At 61.3% G+C, this 16,489-nt stretch carries 16 protein-coding genes; 6 read left to right on the forward strand and 10 right to left on the reverse strand.

What is annotated here, in order from left to right; all coding sequences use genetic code 11:
• Positions 1 to 5 precede the first annotated feature (5 nt).
• On the reverse strand, positions 6 to 1,034 hold the full coding sequence (locus HBN63_RS15835) for an IS30 family transposase (RefSeq protein ID WP_170050104.1): 1,029 nt from the start codon (positions 1,032 to 1,034) through the stop codon (positions 6 to 8).
• Between the two features lie 182 nt (positions 1,035 to 1,216).
• On the reverse strand, positions 1,217 to 2,179 hold the full coding sequence (locus HBN63_RS15840) for an SDR family oxidoreductase (RefSeq protein ID WP_170050105.1): 963 nt from the start codon (positions 2,177 to 2,179) through the stop codon (positions 1,217 to 1,219).
• Positions 2,180 to 2,384: 205 nt separating this feature from the next.
• Between HBN63_RS15840 and HBN63_RS15845 the strand changes: the two genes are divergently transcribed.
• On the forward strand, positions 2,385 to 2,732 hold the full coding sequence (locus HBN63_RS15845) for a VOC family protein (RefSeq protein WP_170050106.1): 348 nt from the start codon (positions 2,385 to 2,387) through the stop codon (positions 2,730 to 2,732).
• Between the two features lie 11 nt (positions 2,733 to 2,743).
• On the forward strand, positions 2,744 to 3,757 hold the full coding sequence (locus HBN63_RS15850; RefSeq protein WP_090254454.1) for a DUF5924 family protein: 1,014 nt from the start codon (positions 2,744 to 2,746) through the stop codon (positions 3,755 to 3,757).
• 278 nt (positions 3,758 to 4,035) lie between these two features.
• On the opposite strand, the gene HBN63_RS15855 is transcribed toward HBN63_RS15850, so the two are convergent.
• From HBN63_RS15855 to HBN63_RS15875, 5 genes are all read right to left on the reverse strand, one after another.
• Complete coding sequence (locus HBN63_RS15855; RefSeq protein ID WP_170050107.1) at positions 4,036 to 5,265, reverse strand: spore maturation protein; 1,230 nt, start codon at positions 5,263 to 5,265, stop codon at positions 4,036 to 4,038.
• A 327-nt stretch (positions 5,266 to 5,592) separates the two neighbouring features.
• Positions 5,593 to 6,051, reverse strand: a complete 459-nt coding sequence (locus HBN63_RS15860) for an inhibitor of vertebrate lysozyme family protein (protein WP_167146134.1) — start codon at positions 6,049 to 6,051, stop codon at positions 5,593 to 5,595.
• Positions 6,052 to 6,205: 154 nt separating this feature from the next.
• Positions 6,206 to 6,370, reverse strand: a complete 165-nt coding sequence (locus tag HBN63_RS15865) for a DUF1328 domain-containing protein (RefSeq protein ID WP_069521449.1) — start codon at positions 6,368 to 6,370, stop codon at positions 6,206 to 6,208.
• 77 nt (positions 6,371 to 6,447) lie between these two features.
• The gene (locus HBN63_RS15870; RefSeq protein WP_090254447.1) at positions 6,448 to 6,882 is read right to left on the reverse strand and encodes a PA2169 family four-helix-bundle protein; all 435 of its coding nucleotides are present in this window, start codon (positions 6,880 to 6,882) and stop codon (positions 6,448 to 6,450) included.
• Positions 6,883 to 6,965: 83 nt separating this feature from the next.
• A complete protein-coding gene (locus tag HBN63_RS15875) occupies positions 6,966 to 7,802 on the reverse strand; it encodes a BON domain-containing protein (protein WP_090254445.1) in 837 nt (278 codons plus the stop codon).
• Positions 7,803 to 8,054: 252 nt separating this feature from the next.
• Here HBN63_RS15875 and algB point away from each other — a divergent pair, with 252 nt between their 5' ends.
• The 3 genes from algB (at position 8,055) to HBN63_RS15890 (ending at position 11,678) form a co-directional block, all read left to right on the forward strand.
• Complete coding sequence (gene algB / locus HBN63_RS15880) at positions 8,055 to 9,407, forward strand: sigma-54-dependent response regulator transcription factor AlgB (RefSeq protein WP_170050108.1); 1,353 nt, start codon at positions 8,055 to 8,057, stop codon at positions 9,405 to 9,407.
• Entirely contained in the window at positions 9,404 to 11,179 is a 1,776-nt protein-coding gene (locus tag HBN63_RS15885) for a KinB sensor domain-containing domain (RefSeq protein WP_170050109.1), read from the forward strand. The genes algB and HBN63_RS15885 overlap by 4 nt, the downstream gene beginning before the upstream one ends.
• 94 nt (positions 11,180 to 11,273) lie before the next feature.
• On the forward strand, positions 11,274 to 11,678 hold the full coding sequence (locus HBN63_RS15890) for a DUF1330 domain-containing protein (RefSeq protein WP_170050110.1): 405 nt from the start codon (positions 11,274 to 11,276) through the stop codon (positions 11,676 to 11,678).
• 20 nt (positions 11,679 to 11,698) lie between these two features.
• On the opposite strand, the gene HBN63_RS15895 is transcribed toward HBN63_RS15890, so the two are convergent.
• The 3 genes from HBN63_RS15895 to HBN63_RS15905 all read right to left on the reverse strand — a co-directional run bounded on the left by HBN63_RS15895 (position 11,699) and on the right by HBN63_RS15905 (position 14,757).
• On the reverse strand, positions 11,699 to 13,183 hold the full coding sequence (locus HBN63_RS15895; RefSeq protein ID WP_090254439.1) for a nucleobase:cation symporter-2 family protein: 1,485 nt from the start codon (positions 13,181 to 13,183) through the stop codon (positions 11,699 to 11,701).
• A 207-nt stretch (positions 13,184 to 13,390) separates the two neighbouring features.
• Positions 13,391 to 14,167 (reverse strand): N-acetylmuramoyl-L-alanine amidase, encoded by a 777-nt coding sequence (locus HBN63_RS15900; protein WP_170050111.1) that lies wholly within the window; start codon positions 14,165 to 14,167, stop codon positions 13,391 to 13,393.
• Positions 14,164 to 14,757 (reverse strand): MarC family protein, encoded by a 594-nt coding sequence (locus HBN63_RS15905; protein ID WP_090254436.1) that lies wholly within the window; start codon positions 14,755 to 14,757, stop codon positions 14,164 to 14,166. Before HBN63_RS15905 ends, HBN63_RS15900 begins: the two co-directional genes overlap by 4 nt.
• Before the next feature lie 310 nt (positions 14,758 to 15,067).
• Between HBN63_RS15905 and HBN63_RS15910 the strand changes: the two genes are divergently transcribed.
• On the forward strand, positions 15,068 to 16,486 hold the full coding sequence (locus HBN63_RS15910; RefSeq protein WP_170050112.1) for a DASH family cryptochrome: 1,419 nt from the start codon (positions 15,068 to 15,070) through the stop codon (positions 16,484 to 16,486).
• The last annotated feature ends 3 nt before the right edge of the window (positions 16,487 to 16,489 follow it).

The raw sequence follows: 16,489 nt of genomic DNA on the forward strand, positions 1-16,489 counted from the left end.
CACGGTCATTGAATTGAAGCTGGAGCATCATGCCGCATAGCCATGGCCTTCTGCATCACCTCACCCATAACTTCGATGGGGCACTTGAAGTCGAAGCGCTTACGCGGCCGCATGTTCAGTTGCAGAGCGATGGCATCCAGTTCCTCCTGGCTGTGTACCGACAAGTCCGTGCCCTTGGGCAAGTACTGGCGGATCAGGCCGTTGATGTTTTCGTTGCTGCCGCGCTGCCAAGGGCTATGTGGGTCGCAGAAGAAGATCGCCACGCCGGTTTTCTGGGTGATCTCAGCGTGCCGCGCCATCTCCCGACCCTGGTCGTAGGTCATGCTCTTGCGCATCGCCAGCGGCATGCCATTGAGCGCCGCGCTGAAGCCCTCCATCGCCGAGGTTGCCGTCGCGTCATTCATCTTCACCAGCATCAGGTAGCCACTGGTGCGCTCCACCAGCGTGCCTACGGATGAGGCGTTGGCCTTGCCCTTGATCAGGTCTCCTTCCCAATGCCCCGGCATCTGCCGGTCTTCGATCTCCGGTGGGCGCACATGAATGCTGACCATGTCAGGGATCTGGCCGCGCCGATCCACGCCGCCAGAGCGCGGTCTGCGCGTCGTCTTGCTTTGGCGCAGGCAGATGATCAGCTCCTTACGCAGCTCGCCGACCGGAAGGGCATAGATCGCGTTGTAGATCGTCTCGCGACAGACGTAGGCATCTCTGAGATTGGGCATGTTCATACTGCGCAGCTTGCCGGCAATCTGTTCGGGAGACAAACGCTCACGCAGCATATGGGCCACCAACTCGAAGCGCTCGCTACCCGGCAACAGCTTTCGCATCGGTCGACAAGCCTGACGGCGGGCCTGCATCAGCTGCTGGGCCACGCGGGCCGAGTAGCCGCCACTGGCGTCCCTATTGCGGCGCTGCTCCCGGCTGATGGTCGAAGGGGAGCGGTTGATCAGGCGGGCAATCCTGCGCAGGCTGAAGCCTTGGGCATGACCGATTTGAATGGTGGCGCGCTCTTCAACGCTGAGTTCGGAATAAAACATAGGGGCAGCACCGTACCGGAAAGGTCAGGTGTTGCACTCAGTTTTTGCCGCCGCCATAATTAAAAATTGCGTGATCTTGAGCGCGGCCCTTGTGGTTGGCGGTGGCTTAAGCAAAGACAGCTCGCTGCATACCAACCAATGTGTTCAAGAAACCTAACGTGTGTTCAAGTCGCTAGCGAGAATCAAGCCTGCCCTTCAATCCCCTGCGCCCGTAAAAACGCCAGAAACGCTTCGCGCGAGCTATAGCGTGGGCTAAAGCCGAAGTTCTGTTTCAGCCGGCGGTTACTCAGCACCGGGCGATAACGCAGAAAATCCACTTGCTCAGGACCGTAGGGGCTTAAGCCCAGTGGCTTGAGCACGCGCAACGCGGCGCGGATCAGCCAGGCTGGCAAGGGGCGGTAGGGTTTGCCCAGCAGCTCGGCGATTTCCTTGAGCGACAGGGCACCGTCGCCAGCCAGGTTGAAGATGCCGGCGCTCTGCTGGCGCAGGCCGCGGCAGATGATGTCCACCACATCCTGATCCCAGATAAATACGAAGCGGCTATCGCTGCCGCGAATACCCAGCACTGACGGCTTTTTGAACAGCTCGGTGATCTGGTTGTTCACCTGTTTGCCGAGAACGGTGCCGGGGCGCAGCACCAGCTGCTTGAGGTGCGGATGCTGCGCGCGCGCTTCGGCCAGCAGCAACTCGACTTCACGTTTGTGCTTGGCGTAGGCGAACTGCGCATGGCCGCGCAGCGGCTGGTCTTCGTCCAGCCACTCGGCATTTTGCGGGTCATAGCCATAGGCGGCGCCGGAGCTGGTAACGATCAACTGTTCGACGCCATGGGCCGCAGCCGCCTGGATCAACGATTGGGTGCCGCCGACATCGATGGCATGCAACTGTTCTTCGCTCATGCCTGGCGGCGGGGTGACCACCGAGGCCAGGTGAACGATCGCCTGCGGCTGCCAAGTGGCGACACAACTCGCCACGGCGGCTGAGTTGCTGATATCAAGCAGCACCGGCTCGATATTCAGCTTCATCCCCGCGCGGCTTTGCGGGCGGATATCAGCAGCAATCAGCGTCCATTGCGGGTGCTGTATGGCCAGTTGGTTAAGCAGCTGCTGGCCAATATAGCCAGCGGCGCCGGTGATCAAGACACGCATTTCCCTCTCCGTACCCAGCACCGCACAAAGGCGCGAGCGCTGCATTTCTAAGGACTGTGATACCCCATTGCAGGCTATCCAGCGGGTTGCGCGGAGGCAGTGGCAAGGCTGGCCAAACAGCGTGGCGAAAGGCGACAGATGCGTGTGCCCTGGCCGGCTGGGCGCGCTATGCTCTGCGCCCCGCCATTTGCCCAGGTATGTCGCCATGAGCCAAGCTGAACAGAATCTGCGTATCGACTACATCGAGTTCGCCGCCGTCGACCTGCCGGCGCTCAAGCAGTTTTACCAGCAGGTGTTCGGCTGGCGCTTTACCGACTACGGCCCGCACTACAGCAGCTTTACTGACGGGCGCATGACGGGTGGCTTTACCACTGACAGCGCAGCGGGTAGCGGGCCGCTGGTGGTGATCTACGCCACAGACCTGCAGGCTGTGTGCACCCAGGTGGCGGCGGCAGGCGGGCAGATCACTCAGGCAATTTTCAGCTTCCCCGGTGGGCGACGTTTCGAGTTTCGCGATCCCAGTGGTAACCGTCTGGCCGTGTGGTCGGAGTAATCGGACGTCCCATGCAAGCAGTGAAACAACAGGTGTTCAAACTGATCGCCCTGATTCAGCGCAATCCCGGGATGGTGGCGATCTTTGGCTTTGCCTCGGGGTTGGCGAGCTTTCTGCTGGTCGAGCGGCATGCCGGACTGGCGCAGGTGCTGGCGCTGGTGATGCTGGTCAGCTGGTTGTGGCTAATTCTGGAAAACATCCTGCGCGAGCGCATCGCCCAGTGGTTCGGTTTCGAGTTACCGCCGCCGCTGCTGCGCTATGCCACGCAGATGATCCACCAGGAGAGCCTGTTCTTCGTTCTGCCGTTCTTCTTTATCACCACCACCTGGAACAGCGGCCAGTTGCTGTTCAGCGGCCTATTGGCTTGCGCGGCGCTGATTTCGATCATTGATCCGCTGTACTACAAGTGGCTGGCGCCTAAGCGCTGGCTGTTTCTCGCCTATCACACCCTGGCGCTGTTCGCGGTGCTGCTCACCGCGCTGCCGATCATCTTCAAACTGACCACGCCGCAGAGTTACCAGCTGGCCCTGGCAGCGGCGGTATTGCTGTCGTTTCCCTCGCTGTTCGCGATCATCACCGTGCGCCGTTGGTGGCGTGGCCTGCTGTTGGTGGGCATGACCCTGGCCATCGGCGCAGGCGGCTGGTTGGCGCGCACCTGGGTGCCACCGGCGACCTTGTGGCTAACTGAGGTGGCGGTCACCAGTGAATTCGACAACCAGAACCGCGCGCCGGGCGAAAGCATCAAGGAACTGAGCGTGGCGCAGCTGCGCAGCCAGGGCCTGTTCGCCTACACCGCGATCAACGCACCGCGCGGGCTGAATGAGCGGATTTATCACGTCTGGCGCCGCGATGGCGGCGAGGTCGAGCGCATCGCCCTGGATATTCACGGCGGGCGCAAGGAAGGCTACCGCGCCTGGACCCACAAACAGAACTTCCCCGCCGACGCCGTAGGCCGCTGGCAGGTGCAGGTGCTGACCGAGGCTGGGCAGATGATCGGTGTGCTGCGGTTTAAGGTTGTGGAGTAACCATCGACAAACCTATCTGAGATCTCGCGAGCTAGAGCCCTGCAAGACAAAAACAGGCGAGAAACGTAGCGCAGCGGAGTAACAGCCAACGGCTGGCCCGTAGGGTGAGCGCAGCGAATCAAGCGGAGTATATGAGCTGTACATGAGCATTACTCGTTTTACTCGCCCCTTCGGGGTCGCGCTGAAGCGCATTAGCCGCAAGCGGCTTCCGACCGGGTGGCGCACCAGCCTGTTTTTAACGCCGCAGGGCCGACGCGCAGCAGATCGTTGCCGAACGCTTAACCGAAGAACCAGTAGCAGACGAAGATCGCCGCCACCACCCCGGCAAACTCAGCCAGCAGCGCGCAACCCACCGCATGCCGCACACGCTGGATACCCACCGCGCCGAAGTAAACCGCCAGCACGTAGAAGGTGGTTTCCGTGCTGCCCTGGATGGTCGCGGCGACCAGCGCGGGAAAGCTGTCGACGCCCTGAGTCTGCATGGTTTCGATCAGCATGGCGCGCGCTGCGCTGCCGGAGAACGGCTTGACCAGCGCGGTGGGCAGCGCTTCGACAAAGCGCGTATCCCAACCGAACACCTCGACCAGCCAGCGAATGCCGTCGAGGCCGAATTCCAAGGCGCCAGATGCGCGCAATACGCCAATCGCACAGAGCATCGCCACCAAGTAGGGCAGCAGGCTTTTGGCCACGTCGAAGCCTTCTTTCGCGCCTTCGACAAACTCCTCGTACACCGCCACCTTCTTCAGCGCGCCGAGCAGCAGAAACAGCATGATGATGCCGAACAGGGTGAGGTTGCCGGCCAGTGACGACAGTGCCGCCAGCGCCGTGGCGGACATGGTCGCCAGCACGGCCATAAAGCTACCCAGCAGCAGCGCACCGGGGACCAGGTAGGCCAACACCACCGGGTCCCACAGGCGCAGGCGCTGCATCAGCGCCACCGACAGCAGACCGACCAGGGTCGACGCACTGGTGGCCAGCAGAATCGGCAAAAACACCAGAGTGGGATCAGGCGCACCCTGCTGGGCGCGGTACATAAAGATGGTCACCGGCAGCAGGGTCAGCGACGAGGCGTTAAGCACCAGAAACAGGATCTGCGCATTACTCGCCGTGGTGCTGCTGGGGTTTAGCGTCTGCAGGGAGCGCATAGCTTTCAGGCCAATCGGCGTGGCGGCGTTGTCCAGGCCCAGGCCATTGGCGGCGAAGTTCATGGTGATCAGGCCGAGGGCCGGATGACCGCGCGGCACTTCCGGCATCAGCCGCGCAAACAGCGGGCCGAGCATGCGCGCCAGGGCATCGACCAGGCCGGCTTTCTCGGCGATACGCAGCAGGCCGAGCCAGAGGGTCAGGGTGCCGAATAGCAGCACCATGACCTCGACCGACAGCTTGGCCATGGCAAACAAGCTTTCGACCATGGCAGCGAACACCGCAGGGTCGTCGCCGAGCAACCAACGCGACAAGCCGGCAATGGCCGCCACCACGAAAAACCCCAGCCACAGCCAATTGAGCATGCCGTCTCTCCCCCAGATCAATGGGCGGGATGATAGCGCGGCTTATACAGCGGCTTATACAAAGGAGGTGGAGAGAGTCTTTTTACGAGCTTGCGAGCTAGAGTCCTGCAAGGCAAAACAGGCGAGAAACGAAGCGCAGCGGAGTAACAGCCAACGGCTGGCCCGTAGGGTGAGCGCAGCGAATCAAGCGGAGTGTACTGTTGTACATGAGCATTACTCGTTCTACTCGCCCTCCGGGCCGCGCTAAAGCGCGTTAGCCGCAAGCGGCTTACCGAGCCTGTTTTTAACGCAGCAGGGCCGACGCGCAGCAGATCGTAAAAGAGACTCTTAGTACCAGTTCGGGTCGCTTTTCAGCTGCTCTTGAAGCAACTGCTGAGTCGCTTCATCCGGTTCGCCGAGCCAGCGCAGGGTGGCGTGCTGGCTGGGTGCCTTGTCCGTCGGCAGACCGTCGGGCAGTTGCACATAGAGCGCGTAGGCGTCCTCCTTGTCCCAGCTGAAGGCCACGTAGAGGCGCTGGTTGAAGCAGTTGTGCGCTTCACACAGCTGGCCGACCAAGTACTTGTCGCCGTCGTCATCCAGGCCCTGCATGGGGCTGGCGATGCCGCTGAGGTTCATCACCCACTCCGGCAAACGGCTTTCGTCTTCCACCAGTTCTTGCCAGGTCTCCTGATAGGCAGGGTCACTGGCGAGCAGCTCATTGAGGCGGAATTGGCCATCGGTATCCGCGGCCAAAGCCGCCGCACTGCCGCCCAGCAAGAGGGCGGCAAGCAGCGTCTTGATGGTCATGGTTGCTCCTCTAGAAGGTCGTTGGAAAAACGTAGGCGAGGCAGGCAAGACAAGGCAAAAGCGACCTAGAAAGCGGAGTTTACGGCTGTAAATGAGCATTTCTAGGGCGCTTTTAACGCGGTATTGCCAACGCAGGTAGTTTTTCAACGACCGGCTATCCACGTGGGCGGCGGCCCATGATGAACGAGACAACAAACATCACCAGGAACACCACGAAGAGAATTTTCGCGATACCCGTGGCGGTGCCGGCGATACCACCGAAGCCCAGGACTGCAGCGATGATGGCGATAATCAGAAAGGTAATGGCCCAACTCAGCATGGCGATACTCCTTGTTTACTCAGTGTGCGCCGTGGCGCGGTAAGACCCGGTGTGGCGCAAACCACACCGGACCGGGCTTACTGCATGGACTGTTTCAGGGTACGCATGCGGTCATGGTTGGCGCGCACTTTCGGCATTTCTGCGGTCAGTAGAGCCTGTACATCGGGCTCGGCGCTTTCCAGAGCATCCTCGAAGGCATGCAGGATGCGGTCTTCGGCTTCTTCCAGCTGCGACACGTAGGTGGCTTCGGTGTCGCTGACCAGTGTCGCTTTGGTATCGGCGTAAACCTGACGCAGCTTGCCGACAAAGGTGCCGCCGCTTGCCGGGACTTCCTGGTTAGCAGCAACTTTTACCGACAGCGCGCGGATCAGCTCACTCTTGCTCTGCGACATGTCGCGGAACAGCACCTGCAGGCGCACGTCCTTCACTTCATCGTGGGCGTGCTGGTAGAAGCGCTGGCCGTCACGGGTGATTTCGATCAGTTCGTTAAGTTGCTCTGTTTTATCAGTCATGGTGGATCTCCTATGAGTTGTAGCGGCTGCCAAGGCAGCCTCAGACAACAGGCCGCGACCGGTATGGCCGCCGCCCGGATGAATTAGCTATCAATGCGTAGAGCATCGGCGTCAACGCCGCGCACGCCACGGATATTGCGGGCGGTTTCAATCGCCAGTTGCTTCTCGGCGTTGCTCAGCACGGTGCCGCTGAGGCTGACCATGCCCTTCTGGGTGTCGACGGAAATATCCAGACCGTCGAGGTTACGGCTGTAGATAAAGCTGGATTTCACCTTGCTGGTGATCCACGCATCGCTGATCACCGCAGCGGTGTCATCGGCCGCGTTCTGCGCCTTGGCAGCGGTGCTGTCAGTGGCGCTGACGCTGAGCTGATTGTTCACTGCACGCACGCCATCGGTGTTGGCCGCCAAACGACCAGCCAGCTCCTTGGCTTCAGCGGTCTGCGCGTTACCGGTCAGGCTGACTTTGCCGTTGTCCGCATTAACGTTGATATCCAGACCTTCGGTATTGCTGTTCCACAGCAGCTTGGATTTCACCGTGGCGACCAGGGTCGCGTCGTCAAAACGCTGCGACAGGTTCGGCTCGGCGCTGGCCTTGGCTTCAAAGGCCGGGTCGAGGGTCAGCTGGTTGTCGACCTTCTTCACCCCTTCGATACCCAGGGCAATCTGCTCGGCCAGGTCACGCTCAACATCGGTTTCCACCTTACCGGTCAGCTTGGCGCTGCCGTTCTCCACATCCACATCGATGGTGAAGGGGTTGAGGTGACGGTTAAGGGCAAACGCGGTCCAGATCGAGCCTTCCTGGCGCGCCTCGCTCAGCTCGCGGCTGGCATCGCCCTCGGCAGCATAGGCAGCGAAAGGCGCCAGACCGATCAGGCCGGCGGTCGCAGTGGCCAGGGCCAGAGTTTTCAATTGATGCATGGCAGTTCCTCCAATGGATAACGATCAAGCAGACGGCCGTTTGTCGCCGTCGTTACTGATAGATCGCAAGCCGCATGCCAGCTTTTTCAATCTTAATAAATCCTTATAAATCAGTTACTTAACCTTGGTTAGCGCACACGCAAAGCTTGCAGCTTGCATGATCGCCACAGAACAGCCGTGCAACTTGCACGACGCGCCGCGGACTAACCCTGTGCACGCAATGACTGCGTGCGGGATAAGAAGGAGATGGCTATGCACGCAAGCACGGAAGAACACAGCCTGGGGCGCATTTTGCTGGTGGATGACGAGACCGCCATCCTGCGCACCTTCCGCTACTGCCTGGAAGATCAGGGTTATCAGGTGAGTACCGCGAGCAGCGCGGCACAGGCCGATGCCCTGCTGCTGCGGCAGGTATTCGATCTGTGCTTTCTCGATCTGCGCCTGGGCGCAGACGATGGCCTGGAGGTGCTGGCGCAGATGCGTCTGCAGGCGCCCTGGATGCGTGTGGTGATCGTCACCGCGCACTCGGCGGTAGATACTGCAGTGGATGCCATTCAGGCCGGCGCGGCGGATTATCTGGTCAAGCCCTGCAGCCCGGAGCAGCTGCGCCTGGCCGCCGCCAAACAGCTGGAAGCGCGCCAACTGGTTGAACGCCTGGAGCGTCTGGAAGGCTATGTGCGCAAGCCCGGCGATGGCCTCGACTCGCAGAGCCCGGCGCTGATGGCGGTGCTGCAGACGGCCAAGCAGGTGGCTGATACCGACGCCAACATCCTGATTCTCGGCGAGTCCGGCACCGGCAAGGGTGAGCTGGCGCAAGCCATTCACCGCTGGAGCAAGCGCGCGAAGAAATCCTGCATCACCATCAACTGCCCGTCGCTGAGCGCCGAGCTGATGGAAAGCGAGCTGTTCGGGCATAACCGCGGCGCCTTTACCGGTGCCAGCGAAAGCACCCTGGGGCGGGTCAACCAGGCCGATGGCGGCAGCCTGTTCCTCGATGAGATCGGTGACTTCCCACTGGCGCTGCAGCCCAAGCTGCTGCGTTTTATTCAGGACAAGCAATACGAGCGCATCGGCGACCCGGTAACCCGCCAGGCCGATGTGCGGATTCTCGCGGCCACCAACCTCAACCTGGATGAAATGGTCCAGCAAGGGCGCTTCCGCGAGGACCTGCTGTATCGCCTCAACGTCATCATCCTGACCCTGCCGCCGCTGCGCGAACGCCGCGAGGACATTCTCGACCTGGCCGAGCGTTTCCTCGCGCGATTTGTCGTCGAGTATGCGCGGCCGGCGCGCAACTTCAGCGAGGAGGCGCGCGAGGCACTGCTGACTTACGCCTGGCCGGGCAATATCCGCGAGCTGCGCAACGTGATTGAGCGCGCCAGCATCATCTGCAGCGAAGAACTGGTGCAGGTCAGCCACCTAGGGCTTAACGCCCAGGCCAGCCAATGTGCGCCGCAGATCGGTGATCAGCTGAGCCTAGAAGCCCTGGAAAAAGCCCATATCAGCGCCGTGATGGCCAACAGCGATAGCCTCGACCAGGCGGCGAAAACCCTCGGCATCGATGCCTCAACCCTTTACCGCAAACGCAAGCAGCTCAGCCTGTGAACCTGCGCAGCCGGCTGTTTATCAGCAGCAGTGCGCTGCTCACCGTCGCCTTGGTCGGGTTGTTATTAGGGATGTTCAGCGTGCTACAGCTGACCCAGGTGCAGAGCCAGGCGATGACCCGCAACCTGCAGATAATCGATGCCAGCCTGGGCCTGCGTCAGGAGCTGGGCAAACAGGTGATTCTGCTGCTCGCCGAAGACCTCGACCGCGAGGCACTGAAAGCCTCCGATGAGCAGTTCAAACGCTGGCTACAGCGCGCCGCCGAAAGCGCCACCGATGACAGCGACCGTCAGGCGGTTGCCGAAATTGAGCGCGCCTACGCCAGCTTCGATGACCTGCTGGCCAAGCCCTTGACCGTGCGCCGTGAGTTGCTCAGCAATGACAGCTTCGGCCGGGCCATTGAGGCCCTGCGCGACCGGATCAACGCCGTGCAGATGCGTTACGTCAGCGCCGTGGAACAGGAAGAAGCACGCGCCCGTGAACGCGCCTGGCTGATCGCCGGGCTGCTTGGGCTGATCGGCCTGGCCGTGTTGGTGATCGGCTTTGTCACCGCACACAGCATCGCCCAGCGCTTCGGCCGGCCCATCGAGGCATTGGCGCGGGCCGCCGATCAGATCGGCCAGGGCGATTTTCAGGTCACCCTGCCGCTGACCCCGGTGGCGGAAATGTCCGCCCTGAGCCAGCGCTTCGGCCTGATGGCCGAGGCCCTGCGCGAGTTCAAGAGCAGCGATGTGGCCGCCCTGCAGGCCGAGCAACAACGCCTGCAAGCGGTGCTCGACAGCATCGACGACGGCCTGCTGATCTTCGATTGCGCCGGCCGGGTCGAGCACGTCAACCCGGTGGCCCTGCGCCAGTTGGGCTGGGGTGCCGAGCAGCTCGGGCAGACCCTCGACGTGGCCCTGAATCGCGCCGATCTGGCCGAGCAGTTGCACAAGGTGCTGCAGGGCGAAAGCCTGGATGAGGTGCTGGACGATGTGCAGACCGAGGTCGATGGCGAGCAACGTGTGTTGGCCTACAGCCTGTCTGGTGTTCATCACAGCGAAGGGCGCTTTATGTGCGCGGTGATGGTGCTGCGTGATGTCACCGAGCAGCGCGCCTTTGAACGGGTGCGCAGCGAGTTTGTGCTGCGCGCCTCGCATGAGCTGCGTACGCCGGTGACCGGCATGCTGATGGCGTTCGGCCTGCTGCAGGAGCGCCTGCAGTTTGCCGCAGAATCCCGTGAAGCCGACCTACTGAATACCGTGGATGAGGAAATGCACCGCCTGCTGCGCCTGATCAACGATCTGCTGAATTTCTCGCGCTACCAGAATGGCCTGCAGACCCTGGAGCTTTCTACCTGTGCCCTAGGCACGCTGCTGCAACAGACCCAGCAACGCTTCACCACCCAGGCCGCCGAGCTGCAGATCAGCCTGGCCTGTGAAGTCCACGGCGATCTGCCGGACGTGCAGATCGATCCGCTGCAGATCGAGCGGGTGCTCGATAACCTGATCGGCAACGCCCTGCGCCACAGCCACCCCGGCGGGCATATACGCCTGCAGGCACGGCAGCAGGATGATCGGGTGGTGCTCAGTGTGGAAGACAACGGCGAGGGCATTCCCTATCGCCAGCAGGCGCGAATCTTCGAGCCCTTCGTGCAGGTCAGCCGCAAGAAAGGCGGCGCCGGCCTCGGCCTGGCGCTGTGCAAGGAAATCATCCAGCTGCATGGCGGACAGATCGGCGTGCATTCACGCGCCGGTCAGGGTGCGCAGTTTTATGTGGCGTTGCCGGTTTGATGCATCGATTACAGGCAATCAGCCTGGCTGATGCAGATTGCCTGTGAGCCGATGCATGCCGACACTGGCCGCTCCACACATGAGGAGCGCTGCCATGCCCAGCATCAACCCCAGCCCTGCCCAACTGGCTGCCTTTAGCGCTGCAGTAGCCGACGATACGCCATTGCTGATGCTCAACCTGCTGCGCTTTCAGGCCCAGGCCAGCTACTCCAGCGGCAGCAGCCATACCCCCTGCAGCGGGCGCGAAGCCTATGCACGCTACAGCCAAACGGCGCTGCGCAAAGTGCGCGGGGTGGGAGGTGAGGTGCAGGTCATGGCCGCCGCACAAGCGGCCCTGATTGCCCCGGAGGGTGAACAGTGGGATGAACTGCTGTTGGTACGCTACCCCTCCAAGGCGGCCTTTCTCAGCATGCTTGCCGACCCGGAGTACCGCGCGGCCACCGAACACCGCACGGCCGCCCTGGCCGACTCACGCCTGATCGCCACCACGCCGCGTTAAACGCGTGGTGGCAAGCCCGGCTAGTGCCCTGACGCTTCCTTGATCAGCGGCACTTCCTTGCCCTCGGCATCGAACAGCTTGCCGCCTTTGAAGTAATCGCCATCGTTCAGTGCGGCAATATCCTGGTAACGCAGGGTACGCTCATGGCCGGCCACGAAGACCGATTGCTGGTCCGAGTTGCCGGTTTTGAAGTGGTTGAAGGCCAGGTTGAGCACAATCGCCATGATCGCCGCCGAGCTGATGCCCGAATGGAAAATGGTTTCGAACCAGGCCGGGAAGTGGTGGTAGAAGGTCGGCGCAGCAATCGGGATCATGCCGAAACCGATCGAAGTGGCGACAATGATCAGGTTCATATTGTTGCGGTAATCAACTTTGGACAGGGTACGGATACCGCTGGCCGCTACGGTGCCGAACAGCACCACGCCTGCACCGCCGAGCACCGCCGTGGGCACGGCAGCGACCAGACGGCCCATCACCGGCAGCAGGCCGAGGGTCACCAGAATCAAGCCGGCCGAGGCCACCACATAGCGACTCTTCACCCCGGTCACCGCCACCAGGCCGACGTTCTGGGCAAAGGCACTCTGGGTGAACGAGCCAAAGATCGGTGCAAACACGCTGGAGATCATGTCCGCACGCAGGCCGTTGCCCAGGCGCTTGGAGTCGACCTTGGTTTCGATGATGTCACCGACCGCAAGGATGTCCGCCGAAGTTTCCACCAGGGTGACGATGATCACGATCAGCATCGATATGATGGCAGCGACATGGAAGGTCGGCATACCGAAATGGAACGGACTTGGCAGCGCCACCATCGGCCCTTCAGTCACCTTGGAAAAATCCGCCATACCCAGGGCCACGGCCACCAGGGTGCCGATGACCATGGCCAGCAGGATCGACAGGCGCGAGATGCTCGAACTGCCCAGCTTGCTCAACAGCAGCACGGTAACCAGGGTCAGCGCGGCCAGACCGATATTGGCCATGCTACCGAAATCCGCCGCGGCACTGTTGCCGCCCATTGCCCAGCGCGCCGCCACCGGCATCAGCGTCAGGCCAATGATGGTGATGACAATGCCATTGACCAGCGGCGGGAAGAATTTGGTGATGCGTGAGAACACCGGCGTGATCAGCAAGCCGATCAGCGACGCCGCGATTACCGCACCGAACACTGCCGGGAGACCGCCGGCACCATCGCTGCCGATGATCGCGATCATGGTCGCCACACCGGCAAAGGACACGCCCTGCACCAGCGGCAGCTGCGAGCCGAAGAACGGCAGGCCGAGGGTTTGCAGCAGGGTCGCCAGGCCACCGGCAAACAATGAGGCGGCAATCAGCAGACCAATATCCGCCGGCGACAGTCCAGCCGCCTGACCGACAATCAACGGAACCGCGACAATTCCGCCGTACATGGTCAGCACATGCTGCAGGCCATAGGCGAGGTTGGCACCGATACCGAGGTTTTCGTCTTCCGGACGCTGCGCGGAGGACGGCGTAACAGGTGAAGTCGTCATGCTGAGTTACTCGCTGTTGTTCTTGTCCGACTAATGTAGACAAACCAAAAAGCTCTTGGCTACAACTTTGTATACATTTTCAGACAAAAGAGCATCGGCAGAACGATTATCGAATGCACAGTCTAGAAACGAACATGCACACATAAAAAACCGCCGAAACACACGTTGTTTCGGCGGTCGTTTATCACCAACGCTGCGGGCCTCGGTTTAGAGCATTGCGGCCAGTACCACCAGCAGCGCTGCCGTCTGGGCATCCGGCTCGCCGTCATAGCGTGCCGGGCGGTATTTCATCTGAAAGGCCGCGATGACATTGCGCGTAGCCTGATCCAGCTCGCCATGCAGCGGCACCGCGTAGCCCTGCCGCATCAATTGCTCTTGAAACCATTGCACGCTTGGCAGACTGGCGCTGAACAGCGCCTGCTGATGCGCCACAGCCTTGGCATCCGGCCAAGGCATCAGACCGGCATCGGCCAAGCGTTTCCAGGGGAACAGCGGACCGGGGTCAACCTTGCGCTGCGGCGCGACATCACTGTGCGCCAGAATGCTGCCAGGCGGCAGTTGGTGGCGTTGCATGATGTCTTTAAGCAGCTCGATCAGCGCGTCGATCTGCGCCGGAGCAAAGGGCTGCCAGTAACGGCCGCTGGGCGTGTCATAAAACCCCTGGTTAACCAACTCGATGCCAATCGTGGTGCCATTGAGCCAGGTCCGCCCCTGCCACTGGCTGTCACCGGCATGCCAGGCACGGCGGTTCTCGTCGACCAGGCGGTAGATGGTCGGCGGGGCTTCGCCGATCAGGTAATGACTGCTGACGTCGGTCTCGGTCAGCAATTGCAGCGAGCGCGCCATATCGGTAGAGGTGTAGTGCAGCACGATGTACTGCACGCGGCTGTTCTGTCCGGTGGCGGTATAGCTGTCATTGATGCGCAGGCCACTGCTACAGCCGGCCAGCCATAGCACCAGAATACTTAAACACAGAGCTTTCATGGGCTGATATGCAACACGCTTTGCAGGTTATCCAGCAGCATATCGACGCTGAGCATGATCAACAGCATGCCCATCAACCGCTCCACTGCGGTCAACCCGCGAGGTCCGAGAAACCGCTGCAGCCATGAAGCCTGCAGCAAAATGAATGCAGTCGCCGCCCAGGCCAACACGACGGCGGCATAGAGTTCCCAAAGCTCACCCTCGTGGGTATTGCGCAGGGTCATCAACACCGCCAAGGCGGAAGGCCCGGCAACCGCCGGAGTGGCCAGCGGCACCAGCATTGGCTCGCCATCCGGAACATCACCCAATACCCCTTGCGGGCCAGGGAAGATCAGGCGCATGGCGATCACAAATAGGATGATACCGCCGGCAATCGCAGTTGCCTCCCGCGACAGCCCCAGCGCGCTGAGCACTTTGTCACCAAAGGTAAGAAACAGCAGCAACAACGCCAGAGCAAACAGCAACTCACGAGCTGCAACCCACAGGCGACGTTTGGCCGGTACGTTTTTCAATGCGGCGATAAAGATGGCGATATTGCCGAAGGGATCGGTGACCAGAAAGATCAACGCAGCGATGCCAAAAATATCCATAGTGACTCCTCAACAGATCGGCAGAGTTTAGGGCCTGTTGCCGTTGCAATGCGAACGCGCCTTAGTGTGCGCAGGCATGGGGCCTAGCAAGCATGACGGTCGTGCTGAGTTACATTCGCCACCGAGCACTACAGCCACACGCTCAACCAGCGCTCTGCGGTTAGCCGTCGGTGTAGAAAAGACCTTTGATCCGGCAGATTTGCCGCGCTGGTCTATTGCCCGGGCAAGACACAATTGGCGCTGCTAGACTGGAAGCTGTACAAATATGGACATCTTGTACAGTTTTTGTATTGCTTAGGAGGCCAGCACCATGCGCGCACTGCTGTGGTTCAAACAGGATCTACGCCTTGATGACCACCCCGCCTTACAGGCGGGCCTCACGGCTGAATGCCTGTTACCGGTGTATGTGCTGGACCCAGCACTGCTGCAACTCAACGCGTTTGGCATGCGCCGCATGGGCGTCCATCGTGCGCGCTTTCTGCTGGAAAGCCTGGTGGCGCTGGAAGGTGAATTGCGCCAACGCGGCTCACATCTGCTGCTGATAATCGGCGAGGCGGAGCAGGTGATCCCGCAACTGGTGGCCCAGTTTAATCTGGATCAGGTGCTGACCCTGGAGGAGATCGCGCCCGACGAACGTGCCCAGGTGGCCCGCGTCGCCCGACAACTCGGCGATGTCACGTTGCAACAGGCGCCCGCCAACAATCTGTTGCGCCCAGATGAACTGCCCTTCAGTGTCGATCAGCTGCCACATGTGTTCAGCCGTTTCCGCAGCCTAGTGGAAGAACGCCTGCAGGTATTCCAACCGCGCCATGCTCCCGACCGCTTACCGGGGCTACCAGATGGTGCACTGGCGTTGATGCAGCCTCTGCCAACCTTGTCGCAGCTGGGTCTCGGCGAACCGCTCAGCGTGGCCGCCAGTGCGTTCCCATTCGCCGGCGGCGAACCCGCGGCGCTGGGCCGGTTACGCGACTACTTGTGGAAAACCCAGGCGGTGCGGCAATACAAAGACACCCGCAACGGCATGATCGGCAGTGAGTACTCGTCGAAGTTCTCACCCTGGTTGGCCAACGGCAGCCTCTCGGCACGCCGCGTGGTGGCCGAACTGCGTCGGCATGAAGCGCAGTTCAAGCGCAATGATTCGACCTATTGGCTATGGGTCGAAATGCTCTGGCGCGACTTCTTCCGCTGGACCCTGCTTCGCCATGGCAGCGCACTGTTCAAGGCGGGCGGCCTGAAAGCCACTGAACGGGCACCGCAGCAGCTGGACCAGCGGTTTCAGGACTGGTCACGCGGTCGCACGGGCATGCCGCTGGTGGATGCCAATATGCGCGAACTGGCCGCCACCGGCTTTATGTCCAATCGCGGTCGTCAGGTGGTCGCCAGCTACCTGATTAATGATTTACAGCAGGACTGGCGTCACGGCGCGGCCTGGTTTGAAGAGCACCTGATCGATTACGACCCGGCCAGCAACTGGGGTAACTGGGCCTACCTGGCCGGCGTGGGCAACGACCCACGGCACAACCGTGTCTTCAATGCCCTGCGCCAGGCCCGTGAATATGACCCTGAAGCGCAGTACGTGAGCCTTTGGCTACCGGAACTGCGTGACGTGCCGCAAGCGCTGCGCCATACGCCTTTCTTACTTGCGGGCGGACACCTGCGCAGCCTTGGCTACCCGCAGTTGGACAGCATTCCGGAGAGCTGGAAGCCTTACCTGCACGCAGTGGCCTGAATC

The sequence above is a fragment of the Pseudomonas sp. WS 5011 genome, assembly GCF_012985775.1.
In the GTDB taxonomy this organism is placed as follows: domain Bacteria; phylum Pseudomonadota; class Gammaproteobacteria; order Pseudomonadales; family Pseudomonadaceae; genus Aquipseudomonas; species Aquipseudomonas peli.